The organism is Cupriavidus sp. HMR-1 (assembly GCF_000319775.1).
In the GTDB taxonomy this organism is placed as follows: Bacteria; Pseudomonadota; Gammaproteobacteria; order Burkholderiales; family Burkholderiaceae; genus Cupriavidus; species Cupriavidus metallidurans.
This window is the reverse complement of sequence record NZ_ANKP01000098.1, coordinates 1-12,018: the sequence shown is the minus strand read 5'-3', so window position 1 is coordinate 12,018 and position 12,018 is coordinate 1. Positions and strand designations below refer to the sequence as shown.

At 65.9% G+C, this 12,018-nt stretch carries 16 protein-coding genes; 10 read left to right on the top strand and 6 right to left on the bottom strand.

All coding sequences use genetic code 11. From position 1 onward, the window contains the following. Nucleotides 1–131: 131 nt before the first annotated feature. Entirely contained in the window at nucleotides 132–1,388 is a 1,257-nt protein-coding gene (locus D769_RS14190) for an allantoate amidohydrolase (RefSeq protein ID WP_008646144.1), read from the top strand. A 62-nt stretch (nucleotides 1,389–1,450) separates the two neighbouring features. Continuing rightward, on the top strand, nucleotides 1,451–2,701 hold the full coding sequence (locus tag D769_RS14185; protein ID WP_241227869.1) for a M20/M25/M40 family metallo-hydrolase: 1,251 nt from the start codon (nucleotides 1,451–1,453) through the stop codon (nucleotides 2,699–2,701). Nucleotides 2,702–2,779: 78 nt separating this feature from the next. On the opposite strand, the gene D769_RS14180 is transcribed toward D769_RS14185, so the two are convergent. Then, the gene (locus tag D769_RS14180) at nucleotides 2,780–3,304 is read right to left on the bottom strand and encodes a MarR family transcriptional regulator (protein WP_008646141.1); all 525 of its coding nucleotides are present in this window, start codon (nucleotides 3,302–3,304) and stop codon (nucleotides 2,780–2,782) included. A gap of 59 nt (nucleotides 3,305–3,363) precedes the next feature. On the opposite strand from D769_RS14180, the gene D769_RS14175 reads away from it, so the two are divergent. The 3 genes from D769_RS14175 to D769_RS14165 are packed head-to-tail and all read left to right on the top strand — an operon-like array spanning nucleotide 3,364 to nucleotide 4,939. Further along, nucleotides 3,364–3,822, top strand: a complete 459-nt coding sequence (locus tag D769_RS14175; protein ID WP_008646140.1) for a carboxymuconolactone decarboxylase family protein — start codon at nucleotides 3,364–3,366, stop codon at nucleotides 3,820–3,822. After that, nucleotides 3,819–4,268, top strand: a complete 450-nt coding sequence (locus D769_RS14170) for a GNAT family N-acetyltransferase (protein WP_008646139.1) — start codon at nucleotides 3,819–3,821, stop codon at nucleotides 4,266–4,268. Before D769_RS14175 ends, D769_RS14170 begins: the two co-directional genes overlap by 4 nt. Nucleotides 4,269–4,318: 50 nt before the next feature. Then, a complete protein-coding gene (locus D769_RS14165; protein WP_008646138.1) occupies nucleotides 4,319–4,939 on the top strand; it encodes an NAD(P)H-dependent oxidoreductase in 621 nt (206 codons plus the stop codon). A gap of 59 nt (nucleotides 4,940–4,998) precedes the next feature. Here the strand turns inward: D769_RS14165 and D769_RS14160 are convergent, their stop codons facing one another. After that, complete coding sequence (locus tag D769_RS14160; protein WP_008646134.1) at nucleotides 4,999–5,619, bottom strand: GNAT family N-acetyltransferase; 621 nt, start codon at nucleotides 5,617–5,619, stop codon at nucleotides 4,999–5,001. Between the two features lie 131 nt (nucleotides 5,620–5,750). On the opposite strand from D769_RS14160, the gene arsC reads away from it, so the two are divergent. Beyond that, nucleotides 5,751–6,110, top strand: a complete 360-nt coding sequence (gene arsC / locus D769_RS14155; protein WP_008646133.1) for an arsenate reductase (glutaredoxin) — start codon at nucleotides 5,751–5,753, stop codon at nucleotides 6,108–6,110. A gap of 91 nt (nucleotides 6,111–6,201) precedes the next feature. On the opposite strand, the gene D769_RS14150 is transcribed toward arsC, so the two are convergent. The 3 genes from D769_RS14150 to D769_RS14140 all read right to left on the bottom strand — a co-directional run bounded on the left by D769_RS14150 (nucleotide 6,202) and on the right by D769_RS14140 (nucleotide 7,940). Continuing rightward, nucleotides 6,202–6,432: a hypothetical protein gene (locus tag D769_RS14150; RefSeq protein WP_008646132.1), complete on the bottom strand. Its 231-nt coding sequence runs from the start codon at nucleotides 6,430–6,432 to the stop codon at nucleotides 6,202–6,204. Between the two features lie 206 nt (nucleotides 6,433–6,638). Then, nucleotides 6,639–7,286 carry a hypothetical protein gene (locus D769_RS14145; protein WP_008646131.1) on the bottom strand — a complete coding sequence of 216 codons (648 nt, stop codon included), beginning with the start codon at nucleotides 7,284–7,286 and terminating at the stop codon, nucleotides 6,639–6,641. A gap of 3 nt (nucleotides 7,287–7,289) precedes the next feature. Then, a complete protein-coding gene (locus tag D769_RS14140) occupies nucleotides 7,290–7,940 on the bottom strand; it encodes an MBL fold metallo-hydrolase (RefSeq protein WP_008646129.1) in 651 nt (216 codons plus the stop codon). Between the two features lie 296 nt (nucleotides 7,941–8,236). Here D769_RS14140 and D769_RS14135 point away from each other — a divergent pair, with 296 nt between their 5' ends. Further along, a complete protein-coding gene (locus D769_RS14135) occupies nucleotides 8,237–8,992 on the top strand; it encodes a septal ring lytic transglycosylase RlpA family protein (protein WP_197067572.1) in 756 nt (251 codons plus the stop codon). 84 nt (nucleotides 8,993–9,076) lie between these two features. Here D769_RS14135 and rsmI read toward each other — a convergent pair whose 3' ends face one another. Then, a complete protein-coding gene (gene rsmI / locus D769_RS14130) occupies nucleotides 9,077–9,976 on the bottom strand; it encodes a 16S rRNA (cytidine(1402)-2'-O)-methyltransferase (RefSeq protein ID WP_008646126.1) in 900 nt (299 codons plus the stop codon). A gap of 52 nt (nucleotides 9,977–10,028) precedes the next feature. Here rsmI and D769_RS14125 point away from each other — a divergent pair, with 52 nt between their 5' ends. The 3 genes from D769_RS14125 to D769_RS14115 form a co-directional block, all read left to right on the top strand. Continuing rightward, nucleotides 10,029–10,433 (top strand): YraN family protein, encoded by a 405-nt coding sequence (locus D769_RS14125; RefSeq protein ID WP_040011051.1) that lies wholly within the window; start codon nucleotides 10,029–10,031, stop codon nucleotides 10,431–10,433. Nucleotides 10,434–10,463: 30 nt separating this feature from the next. Then, on the top strand, nucleotides 10,464–11,051 hold the full coding sequence (locus D769_RS14120; RefSeq protein ID WP_008646124.1) for a phosphoheptose isomerase: 588 nt from the start codon (nucleotides 10,464–10,466) through the stop codon (nucleotides 11,049–11,051). A 154-nt stretch (nucleotides 11,052–11,205) separates the two neighbouring features. Further along, on the top strand, nucleotides 11,206–12,018 hold an 813-nt coding region (locus D769_RS14115), incomplete at its 3' end, for a BON domain-containing protein (protein ID WP_008646123.1).

The window sequence follows — 12,018 nt, the reverse complement described above, 5'->3', positions numbered from 1 at the left end:
ATTTTTGAATTCACTGTGCTAACATGAATCGCACAGAATAGAGCTACGGCACCGGGCGCCCGCCTTGACTGGCCTTCCCGCCAGGATTTCCTCGACCGAGCTCACGCACCACCAGCAGGAGAGACACACACATGGCAGCAACCCCTACGCCGTTGTCCGCTGAAACCGGCACGCGCATCATGACCTGGGCCGACGCCCTGGCCGTTCATACCGATCAGCCCGGCATCCTTACCCGCACCTATCTGACCGAGGCCCATCACGGCGCCGCCGCGCTGCTGACCGAATGGATGGAAGCCGCGGGCATGACCGTGCGCCGCGACGCAGCCGGCAACGTGATCGGCCGCTATGAAGGCACCACGCCAAACGCCCCGGCGCTGCTGACGGGTTCCCACTTCGACACCGTGCGCGACGCGGGTCGCTACGACGGCAACCTCGGCGTGATCCTGCCGATCGCCTGTGTGGCCGAGTGGAACCGCCAGGGCAAGCGCTTTCCGTTCGCGCTCGAAGTGGTCGGGTTTGCCGAGGAAGAGGGCGTGCGCTTCAAGGCCACGCTGCTGGGCAGCCGCGCCATCGCGGGCACGTTCGATACCAATGTGCTCGACAACGTCGACGACTCGGGCAAGACCATGCGTGAAGTGATGCGCGCGGCCGGGTTCGATGCCGGGCAACTGCCCGCCGCGAAGCACGATCGCAGCCAGGTGCTGGCCTTCATCGAGGTCCACATCGAGCAGGGTCCGGTGCTGCTGAACGAAGGCCTGCCCGTGGGCGTGGTTACCGCCATCTCCGGCGCCACGCGCTTCATCGTCGAACTGGAAGGCCTGGCCGGCCATGCCGGCACGGTGCCGATGGATATGCGCCGCGACGCCGCGATGGCCGGCGCGGAGATCGGCCTGTTCATCGAGAAGCGCTGCGGCGGCAAGCCGGGCCTGGTCGGCACGGTCGGCCAGTTCAACGTGCCGAACGGCGCCACCAACGTGGTTCCGGGCCGCGCGGTGTTTTCCATCGATATCCGCGCTGGGGATGACGCCGAGCGCGAGGCCGCCGTCAACGACGTGCTGGCCGAAATCGAACGTGTTTGCGCGCGCCGCAACGTGCGCTCGCAGATCCGCAAGACGCACGAAGCCGCCAGCGTTCCGTGCGCGCCGTGGCTGCAGTCCCAATGGGCCGCGGCAGTGGAGCGCCAGGGCGTGCCCGTGCGTCACCTGCCCTCCGGCGCGGGCCATGACGCCATGGCCATTGCCGCCATCGCCGATGTGGCCATGCTGTTCGTTCGCTGCGGCAACGGCGGCATCAGCCATCACCCCACCGAAACCATGACGTCGGAAGACGCCCAGACGGCCGCGCGCGTGTTCGCCGATTTCGTCGAGCACTTCCATCGCCCCCAATAAGCGCCGCCATCGGCGTCGCCCCGAACACTCCAGAGATAACGAAGATGACCGCACGAGACAACATGAATCCCGTTGAAACCACGCTGACGCAATATATCGACCAACATCGCCCGCAACAGGAAGCGTTCCTGGCCGAGCTGGTCAAGGTGCCGTCGGACAACCCCCCCGGCGATTGCGACGCCCATGGCAAGCGCGCCAAGGAACTGCTCGAAGGGCTGGGATTCAAGGTCGAGGCCCACAAGGTGCCCGAAGACAAGGTCCGTGCAGCCGGCATGATCAGCGCGACCAACCTGCTGGTGCGCAAGACGTTCGGCAACGGTGGGCCGACCATCGCGATGAACGCCCACGGTGACGTGGTGCCTCCGGGCCTGGGCTGGACCAAGAACCCGTACGGCGGCGAGATCGCCGACAGCGAACATGGCCCGGTGATGTTCGGCCGTGGCGTGGCCGTGTCGAAGTCGGACTTCGCCACCTACGCCTACGCCGTGCTGGCGCTCCAGGAAGCCGAGAAGCAGGGCGCGAAGCTGAACGGCACCGTCGAACTGCAGTTCACCTATGACGAGGAAACCGGTGGCGACATCGGTCCGAAGTTCCTGCTCGACGAAGGCCTGACCAAGCCCGACTACGCAATCTCGGCCGGCTTCTCGTACGGCATCACGTCGGCCCACAATGGCTGCCTGCACGTGGAAGTCACCGTCAAGGGCAAGCAGGGCCACGCCGCCATGCCGCACACTGGCGTGGACGCGATCGAGGCTGCCACGCACATCCTGCAGGCGATCTACGGCCTGCGAGCCGAACTGGCCACGCGCAAGAGCAAGGTGCTCGGCATCGACACTGCCACGCTGAACGTCGGCCTGATCAAGGGTGGCATCAACACCAACGTGGTGCCTGACCTGGTCACGTTCCGTGTGGACCGCCGCATGATTCCGGAAGAGATCGGTTTCGACGCCGAAGGCGAGCTCCGTGCCGTCGTGGAGAAGGCCGCCAAGGAGCGTCCGGGCATCGAAGTGAAGGTGGAGCGCATCATCCTGGCCGAACCGCTGTCGGAACTGCCGGGCGTGGAGAAGCTGATCGGTGCCCTGAAGCAACGCGCCGAGTCGGTCTTCGGCGTGGAGATTCCGGTGCAGGGCGTGCCGCTCTACACCGACGCTCGCCACTACACGAGCCGTGGCATCCCGACCGTGCTGTACGGCGCCGGCCCGCGCACGCTGATGGAAGCCCGCGGCCACAACTCGGACGAGAACCTGCGTCTGAACGACCTGAACCGTGCCACCAAGGTCGTCGCGCTGGCACTGTCGGACCTGATGGCCTGAACAAGACGCGCCCCCGCGAACTGTAGTACCTCTTGGTTGTGATGATGGCCCGCGAGACACTCGTCCGCGGGCCTTTTTTCATTCGGCGGCGTCTTCGTCCGGCACGGCCAGGCTTACCAGCCATCGCCGCACGATCTGCTCTTCCTCGGCGGTGAGCCCGGCGCGCAGTCGCTTGTCGGCCTCCCGCGCGCGTACCTTGCACTCGGCCAGCAACGCCTGCCCGCTCTCCGTCAGCGCGATCGTCTGGATGCGGCCGTGCACCGGATGAGGCTGACGCGCGATCGCGCCCATCTTCTCCAGGTTGTTCATGATCACGCTGACCGTCTGCGGGGTCAGCATCGCCAGCCGCGCCACGTCGGCACCGGAAATGCCGGGGTATGCGCCAAGCATCGTCAGTACGAAGAACTGCGGCAGGGTCACGCCAAGATCGGCCAGCAGGCGTTCCATGTTCAGGCGATTGGCCGCGCTGGCCTGCCGCAGCAGGTACGCCAGATAGCCGCTCTCGCCGCGCTTGCCTTCACCGGGTGCGGGAATCCGCGCCGCTTCCGCCGCGTCCGCCTTCTTCCCTTTGTTTTTCCCTTTGGATGACAGGGTCTTTCCCATGATATCAGTGCTCTTACATTAATCTTCGAACTCTGACATCTTATCGCAAGGAGCCAGTCATGGATTTCCAGACCTTCACGAAATCGGCGCCCGACGTCTACGCGGCGCTGAGCGGCGTGAGCAAGGCGGTGGAAGCGGCAGGGATGGACAAAGCGCTGACGGAGCTGCTCAAGCTGCGCGTCTCGCAGATCAACGGCTGCGCGTTCTGCCTGCAGTTCCATCTGAACATTGCGCGCAAGCTCGATATCGACCCGCGCAAGTTCGACCTGCTGGCCGGCTGGCGCGACGCGGGCATCTACACAGCGCGCGAAGCCGCGGCGCTGGGCTGGGCCGAGGCGCTGACGTCCATGAGCGATCCCGCCGCGCGCGATGCGGCCTTCGCCGCCGCGCGGACGGTGTTTAGCGAGCAGGAACTGATGCTGCTGGCAGCCGCGATTGCGTCGATCAATGCCTGGAACCGCATTGCGGTCGGCCTGCATTTCGCGCCGCCGCCGGCCGCACCCGGGGGCCGGCCATGAACGGCGTCACCGTGGAGCGGATCGAGATTCGGGGCATCGATACGCCCGACGACGTGGCTGCGGCGTTTCCCTTGATGCGCCAGTTGCGCCCGCATCTGCGGGACGCGAACGAGCTGGTCACGCGCTGGCGGCAGCAGACCGGCGACGGCTACCGTCTGGTCGGCCTGTGGGACGACGGCCCGTTGGTAGCGCTGGCTGGCTATCGGTACGCGGAAAACCTCGTCTACGGGCCGTACTGTTATGTCGACGATCTGGTTACCGACGCCGCCGCGCGCAGCGGTGGGTACGGCCAGATGCTGATGGACTGGCTGAAGACGGAAGCGCACGCGCAGGGATGCGCGCGGCTGGTACTGGATACGCCGCTCGACAATGTGCTCGGCCACCGCTTCTACTACCGCAACGGCCTGCTGGCCCGGGCGCTACGGTTCAACTACGTGTTCGACTGAGTGAGTCGATCACTGCGCCGAACTCATGGGCCGACCATACGCCCCCAGACATGACCACATTGCTACACCTGAACGTCAGCCCGCGCGGCGAACGATCACATAGCCGCCGGGCTGGAACCGTCGTACGAGAACGGCTGGCCGCGCATCGCGGACCGCTGACCGTGATCGAACGCGATCTCGGTGCCGAGCCGCTGCCGCCCATCGACGCGGCGTTCACCGACGCGAATCTTGCCGTGGCGGCCGGCGGTGACGAGCAGGCCCCGGCGCTGATGCTCTCCGGGCGCCTGATTGCCGAACTCGAGTCTGCGGACATGGTGCTCATCACCACGCCGATCCACAACTTCACGGTGCCGGCCACGCTCAAGACGTGGATCGACCTCGTCGTGCGGCCGGGGCGGACTTTCCGAAGCACGCCGCAAGGCAAGCAGGGCCTGCTGCGAGATCGCCCGGTGCTGGCCGTGGTGGCCTGCGGCGGCGCGTTCCACGACGGGCCCGGCAGTCAGCAGGATTTCTTCACGCCATACCTGAAGTACGTGCTGGGGACGATCGGCCTGTCGCGCGTCGAGGTCCTGCGCATGGAAAACATGAATCGCGGCTCCGACCCGGTGGCGCGCAGCTTTGACCACCTACGCGCCTGGTGCGAAGCCGCCGTGCCCGTGATGCCGGACTGATGCCGGACTGATGCTGGACTGATGTGGACTGACGCCGCAGAGGCGGCCCACTCGGCCAATCAGTCGGGGACTGTCCCGTCTCCGACACCAAGCGGGCGCTGCATCAGCAGGGTGTCGATCCACTGGCCGTGCTTGAGACCGACCGCTTCCAGCCGCCCGACGGTACGGAATCCCAGTCGCTCGTGCACGGCCACGGAACCGGCGCCCTCGCCGGACGCGGTCAGTGCCACCACGGCCACCATCTGACGCCACGGCCCGGTCTCGCAGCGCGTGATCAGTTCGGCCAGCAGCGCGCGGCCCAGCCCTTCGCCGGTATGGCGATGGTCGATATAGATCGAATCCTCGATGGCGAAGCGGTAGGCGCTGCGAGCGCGATAACTCGACGCATAGGCATAGCCAAGGATCTCGCCATCGCGTTCGGCGACGATATATGGCAGACCCTTCTTGAGGACCTCGCCGAACCGGTGCCGCATCTCGTCGACGGTCGGCGCCACTTCCTCGAACGAGGCGCGGCCGTGTTGCACGTGGTGGGCGTAGATGGCGTGGATCGCCGGGACGTCGTCAGTGGTGGCTTCGCGCAGCCGGTAAGGCTTGCGCGCGGTGGTGGGGAGGGCGGACACGTTGGATTCCGAAGAAGATTCTGAGGGGTAAACCTGCCATGGCACGTCGTCGCTGGCCATGGTTCAGCGGTAGGCCGGGTCTCGCATGATGCGTGCCAGCCGGCATTCGTTGCCTGTCCGTTGCAGCGTGCCGTTGTATATAGTGCGGGTAGTTCAACACAGACTGCCGGAACAGGCCGAAGGAAGCCGTCATGATCACGATCTACCATAACCCCCGCTGCTCGAAGTCGCGCGAAACGCTCGCGCTGGTCGAATCGGCGGCGCAGCGCCTGGGCGAACCGGTGGAGATCGTGGAATACCTCAAGACACCGCCGTCGCTCGCCACGCTGCGCCAGCTCCACACGATGCTGGGCGTGCCGGTGCGCGCCATGATCCGCGATGGCGAAAGCGCCTACAAGGAACTGGATCTTGCCGATCCCGGCCTGACCGACGCCGAACTGCTGGCCGCCGTGGCCGACAACCCGATTCTGTTGCAACGACCGGTGGTGGTCCGCAACCGCCGCGCGGCGATCGGGCGTCCGCCGGAGAACGTGGCCCCGCTGCTGGGCTGAGCGCCAGTTTTCCGCCCCTGAAATAGAACCGGCCCCCACCAGAGGTGGAGGCCGGCCGGTCAGACAGGGACTGTGCTTCAGACGGGGCCGTTCAATTGACGCCCAGCCAGTGCATGACCTCCTGACCGAAAGAGATTCCTGCCAGGACGACCAGCAGCACGACAGCCGTGACCGCGCTCACGTAGATCGTCGCCTGGGCGACTTCCGCATCTTCCGTGACGGAATGGTAGTGCGTGACGATATCGGTATGCGCACCAGGACGGTGCGGCCAGTGCAATCGGCCGGAAAGATCCTTGAGATGAAGATCGGGATGGAATCGCATGGCCACACCTCCTCGGCGCACCGTCAGGGATCGCTGGCGGACACAGGCGCGCGAACGCTCACGCCACCTCACGCCACCAATTGCACGCTTCTACTATAGGTGACGTTTGCCATGCTATCGATGCGGCACGGATCAAACAGGTGTTGGTTGCCGCACCAAGGCGGTGCGCCTGTTTGGCCTCAAATGCACCGAAAGCGATCCAGCATTCACACTGCGGGTTTGGGATCGCCTTCCGATGTGTCCGCCGCCGGGGGCAGGGCAGCCAGGGCGGCTTCCCGCGCGCGCAGTTCGGTCAGCATGTTGCAGAACAGTGCCCCTTGCTCGAGCGCGTCGTCGAGCGCCACGTGCGTATGGGGCAGCGGATCGTGCCAATGGGCCGGAAAGGCCGCCTTGACCGCTTTACGGTAGGGCAGCCCGGTCAGCGCGAAGCCGACGGTCTTGATGTCGAGCGCGGCCCAGCCGAAGGGGGACCGGCCCACGAACCGCATCATGTACCAGAACACCCATGTGAAATCGAAGCCGGCCGGGAACGCGACGAAGACCGGCTTGCCGGGCAGGCTTTCGACCCATTCGACGTAACGCGGCATGGCGTCCTCGGGGCGTTGCAGGTCACGCCGGCATGCCGCCCAGGCTTCGGGCTGCGTCTTCCACCATTGCATCTGTACAGGATGACCGGCCGCACCGGGCAAGGTCTCGAGGTTCGCGGAGAACGTGCCCACGACAGTCTTGTCCGCCAGCATCGCCACCGATGCGAAGGACAGCATCGAATGTGGGCCCGGGATCGGGCCGTCGGCCTCCACGTCGGTACTGACGTAGATCTCGGGACGCGTGTCCGGCGCCTGTTTTTTCGCCATGGGTCAGGCCGCGTCGATCAGATGATCGGCCACGAATGGATTGTTGCGACGCTCCTCGCCGAACGTGGAGACCGGGCCGTGACCCGGCACGAACGTCACGTCGTCACCCAGCGGCCAGAGCCGGGTGCGGATCGAGCGGATCAGATCCGCGTGGTTGCCGCGCGGGAAGTCGGTGCGCCCGATCGAGCCGGCGAACAGCACATCGCCGACGATCGCGAGCTTGTTGGCACGCGAGAAAAACACAACGTGGCCCGGCGTATGGCCCGGGCAGTGATAGACCTCGAGCGTCTCGTTGCCGAACGTGACCGTGTCGCCGTTCTCGAGCCAGCGGTCCGGCTCGAACGCCTCGGGATGCCCAAAGCCGAATCGCCGCGTCTGCTCGGGCAGCTGCTCGATCCAGAAGCGTTCCTCCTGCTGCGGTCCCTCGATCGGAATGCCGAGCTGGCGCGATAACGTCGCGGCGCCGGCGCAGTGATCGACGTGCCCGTGCGTCAGAAAGATCTTCTCCAGCGTGACGCCTTGCTCTTTGACCGCCGAGAGGATGCGGTCGAGATCGCCACCGGGATCGCAAACGGCCGCGCGCTGCGTGGTCTCGTCGATCAGTAGTGAACAGTTTTGCTGGAAGGGCGTGACGGGGATCAGGAGGGCTTTCATTTGTGCTTGTTGCGGCATATTTTGAGGCCAAACGCCAGCCTCAGCAGGTGGGTCATTGTAGCCGCGTCATGCGTTCGTCATCGCTCGGGCATCGACTCCGATACGTGCGATGCCACACGGAAAGTGCAGCATAGGCCGTGCACGCTCCATCGGAAGCCCGCCCCGGGGTATCCGGCGCAATCCCTTGCCACGCCGTGGATTGCGGGGAATTGACATCAATTTAAGCACCTTTTGATTAAGTTTCGTAACAAAATCAAGGCACTAGCATCAATACGACTCTGTTAGACTGCGCGCCTATGTTTAGCCAGCCTGCACTCCGCCCGGAGTCCGTGCGCACGATAGCGCCCGGCTCCACACGCTTCCTTCGTCAATGCGCGATCATCGTATCGGCGTTGGTGATGGCCGCGTGCGCGACGCCGCCGGGCGGCGACACCGAGAACGCATCGACGCAAGGCGCGATCCCGACCAAGTCCGCACGGTCGAAGTCCGGCACGAACGCGCCGGCGACGGCCAAGTCCGACGATCGCGGTAGCTGGAACCTGTTCGGCCTCGATGAAGGCGCGCCGGCGCAATCGTCGATCGACGGCCTGCGCGCGGACATGGGTACGTTCGAGCAGCGTGGCACGGCGTCCTGGTACGGCAAGGGCTTTCACGGCCGCAAGACCGCCAATGGGGAACGCTTCGACATGCGCGCCATGACGGCGGCTCACCCGACCCTGCCGCTAGACAGCTGGGTGCTGGTGCGCAATCTCAGCAACAACAAGGTGGCCGTGGTACGGATCAACGACCGTGGCCCCTATCATGGCAACCGGATCCTCGACCTGTCGTACGCGGCAGCCAAGCGCCTGAGCTTCGTCAATAGTGGTTCGACCAAGGTGGAAATCCGCCGGCTGTCCCGCACCGAAGTGGCGGCCCTGGGCCCCGAGATCGAGGCGGGTGGCACCGAGGCCGGCGACGGCAGCGGCGCCGACGAGATGCCGGATACCGCCAATGCGCTGGTGCCGGCGAAGTCGAAGGCCAAGAAGTCCACGGTCAAGCGCAAGCGCCCCTGATTCGCGATGCAGGCCGGCCGGATCGATCCTCTCGCTCCCCGCTCAACCGCCCGCCTGCAGCCCCTCTCCCAATTCAGATTTTTCTCACTCAGCACGCTGCGCGAGCGCGAGCTGGTAGAGCGCATCCGTCTTCGCGCCGGTGATCGCGGCCGCCAGCTTGGCGGCACGCTTGGCTGGCAGCTCGGCCAGCAGCAGCTTCAGCACGCGCACGGCTTCGGCATCGGGCGCATCTTCATCACCCGCTTCCGCCCGACGCACACCTTCCACTACCAGCACGAACTCGCCCTTGCCGCGCGCAGCTTCACTCGCAAGCCAGCCCGGGGCTTCCGCCACGGTCACGACGGGCGTCTCCTCGAACAGCTTGGTCAGTTCGCGCCCGATCAGCAGGCGGCGCGTGCCGGGCAGGGCGGCCGCCAGCGCGGCCAGCGTATCGGCAATGCGGTGCGGTGCTTCGTAGAGGACCCAGGCGTGGTCAAGCGCAGCCAGCCGGGCAATCTCGTCCGCGCGGGCCTTGGGCTTGCCGGGCAGGAATCCGACGAACGTGAAACGGCCTTCGCCGGCCTCGAGCATGTCGCCCGCCACGGACAACGCTGTGACCGCGGCGCTCGGTCCCGGCAACGGCACCACGCCGAGTCCGGCCGCGCGCACGGCTTCGACCAGCCGAGCGCCCGGGTCAGAAATACCCGGCGTGCCGGCATCGGACACATAGGCGATCCGTTCCCCGGCCCGCAGGCGTTCCACGATACGGACGGCGGCCTCGCGCTCGTTGTGCTCGTGCACGGCGACCAGCGGCCGCTGCAGCCCCACGCGGGACAGCAGTTGCCCGGTGTTGCGCGTGTCTTCACAGGCGATTGCGTCGGCCAGGCCGAGCACGTGCAGCGCGCGCAGGGACAGATCGGCGACGTTGCCGATCGGCGTGGCCACCACGTACAGCGTACCCGGTGGGTAGGTCTGGCCGCTTGCCAGCAGGGTCCAGTCACTCATGCTTGGAGAACTTCCGTTGATTCGCTCATTCAAAACCACCACGCCATCCGCCTTGCCGGCCTTGCCGGCATCGTCCACGACGCGGCAAGGCGCGCTGGCCGAGGATCGCGCGCTTGCCTACCTGCAGCGGCAGGGTCTGGTGGCCGTCGAACGCAATTATCGCTGCAAAGGCGGCGAGATCGACCTGATCATGCGCGCCGCTGACGATACGCTGGTTTTCGTCGAGGTGCGCAAGCGCGGCGGACGCGGGTTTGGCGGCGCGGCGGCAAGCATCACGCTGACCAAGCAGCGGCGCGTGCTGCGCGCGGCCAGTCATTACCTTGCCACGCTGGACCGGCTGCCGCCATGCCGGGTGGACGTGGTGGCGCTGGACCCGGGCCGGCTCGAATGGCTGCGGAACGCGTTCGATCTCGGGGCGCTGGATTCCGAGGGCGGCGGCGAGGGGCGTGCGTCATAATGCGCGGGATTGTGCAGAAGTCATCAAGCCATGAGTATTGAAAGTATCGAGCAGCAATTCCTGGACAGTGCCGAGACCAAGCGGATGGCCGCCACACTGATGGCGCCTCACATTGACGCCGCCGTGGAGCGGATGGTCGCGGCCCTGACCAGTGGCAACAAGATCCTGGCCTGCGGCAACGGGGGCTCGGCTGCGGACGCCCAGCATTTCGCGGCCGAACTGGTCGGACGGTTCGAGCGCGAGCGCCCGGGCCTGGCAGCCATCGCCCTGACCACGGACAGTTCGATCCTGACGGCGATCGGCAATGACTACGATTTTTCGGTGGTGTTCTCCAAGCAGGTGGAAGCCCTGGGCCAGCCCGGGGACATCCTGCTGGCGCTCTCCACTTCGGGTAATTCCGCCAACGTGATCGCGGCCATCCACGCCGCGCACCAGCGCGACATGAGCGTGGTGGCGCTGACCGGCAAGGGTGGCGGCAAGATCGCCACGGTGCTGGACGAATTCGACATTGACCTGTGCGTGCCGAGCGATCGGACCGCGCGGATCCAGGAAGTGCATCTGCTGACACTGCATTGCCTCTGCGACGGTATCGACGAGGCACTGCTGGGTGAAGCATAAGGACCACGCCAGTGGACGCCCGCGAGTTATCCCGGGTTATTCACAGGCCTGCCCACAACGTATCCACAGGTTTTGCGGCGTCATCCACAGTGATATCCACAGCCGCGCAACCGCCCTGCAAACCGCTGCAATCTGATTTCCTGCAAAGGACCGCATGACGAACGTGACCAAGACCAACCAGAAGAAGACTTCCCCGGCCCGTATCGCACGCACGGCCGTCACCGTGGCCGCACTGATCGTGTCTGCCACGCAGCTCGCCGGCTGCTTCCCCGTGCTGGCCGGCGCGGTCGGTACCGGCGTGGTGATGGCCACCGACCGTCGGCCCACGGGCACGCAAACGATCGACCGTGGCCTGCAGATGGAAATCGACAGCACGCTGAGCTCGCGCTTCAGCGGCGACAAGGCCCGCGTGGAGGCGGCGGTGTTCAACCGCAAGGTGCTGCTGGTGGGCGAAGTCAGCAATGCCGACGTCAAGCAGCAGGTCGAACAGTACGTGCGCGGCCTGCAGAACACGCGTGACGTAGTGAACGAACTCCAGGTCACGGCCTCGCCGGGCTTCATGACGCGCAGCAATGACGCGTACCTGACCAGCAAGGTCAAGACGCTGTTGGTGACCGCCGAGGGCGTGCCCGCCAATTCGATCAAGGTCACGACGGACAAGGGCGTGGTCTATCTGCTGGGCATCGTGACCAATGCCGAAGGCGACAAGGCCACGGACGTGGCCCGCAACTCCAGCGGCGTGCAGAAGGTGGTCAAGGCGTTCGACTACATCAGCGAATCCGAACGCGCCCGTCTGGATGCATTGGGCAGTTCGCAGAACGGCAACACCGGCAGCGAAGCGGTAGGTACGCCGGCGCCGGTCCAGTCGGTGCCGGGTAGCGCACCCAACGCGCCCGTGAACTCCGACGCGCCCGCGTCGATGGGCACCTCCGGTGGCGCGACCACGAGCCCCGTGGCCGCGCCGGTC

What these genes read in the sequence shown, in the direction of transcription:
- D769_RS14150 (WP_008646132.1), bottom strand. Translation starts at nt 6,432, where the DNA reads ATGCGATTCCATCCCGATCTTCATCTCAAGGATCTTTCCGGCCGATTG.
- D769_RS14180 (WP_008646141.1), bottom strand. Translation starts at nt 3,304, where the DNA reads ATGGGAAAGACCCTGTCATCCAAAGGGAAAAACAAAGGGAAGAAGGCG.
- D769_RS14190 (WP_008646144.1), top strand. Translation starts at nt 132, where the DNA reads ATGGCAGCAACCCCTACGCCGTTGTCCGCTGAAACCGGCACGCGCATC.
- D769_RS14160 (WP_008646134.1), bottom strand. Translation starts at nt 5,619, where the DNA reads ATGGCCAGCGACGACGTGCCATGGCAGGTTTACCCCTCAGAATCTTCT.
- D769_RS14145 (WP_008646131.1), bottom strand. Translation starts at nt 7,286, where the DNA reads ATGGCGAAAAAACAGGCGCCGGACACGCGTCCCGAGATCTACGTCAGT.
- D769_RS14165 (WP_008646138.1), top strand. Translation starts at nt 4,319, where the DNA reads ATGACCACATTGCTACACCTGAACGTCAGCCCGCGCGGCGAACGATCA.
- D769_RS14140 (WP_008646129.1), bottom strand. Translation starts at nt 7,940, where the DNA reads ATGAAAGCCCTCCTGATCCCCGTCACGCCCTTCCAGCAAAACTGTTCA.
- D769_RS14120 (WP_008646124.1), top strand. Translation starts at nt 10,464, where the DNA reads ATGAGTATTGAAAGTATCGAGCAGCAATTCCTGGACAGTGCCGAGACC.
- D769_RS14175 (WP_008646140.1), top strand. Translation starts at nt 3,364, where the DNA reads ATGGATTTCCAGACCTTCACGAAATCGGCGCCCGACGTCTACGCGGCG.
- D769_RS14135 (WP_197067572.1), top strand. Translation starts at nt 8,237, where the DNA reads ATGTTTAGCCAGCCTGCACTCCGCCCGGAGTCCGTGCGCACGATAGCG.
- D769_RS14170 (WP_008646139.1), top strand. Translation starts at nt 3,819, where the DNA reads ATGAACGGCGTCACCGTGGAGCGGATCGAGATTCGGGGCATCGATACG.
- rsmI (WP_008646126.1), bottom strand. Translation starts at nt 9,976, where the DNA reads ATGAGTGACTGGACCCTGCTGGCAAGCGGCCAGACCTACCCACCGGGT.
- arsC (WP_008646133.1), top strand. Translation starts at nt 5,751, where the DNA reads ATGATCACGATCTACCATAACCCCCGCTGCTCGAAGTCGCGCGAAACG.
- D769_RS14185 (WP_241227869.1), top strand. Translation starts at nt 1,451, where the DNA reads ATGAATCCCGTTGAAACCACGCTGACGCAATATATCGACCAACATCGC.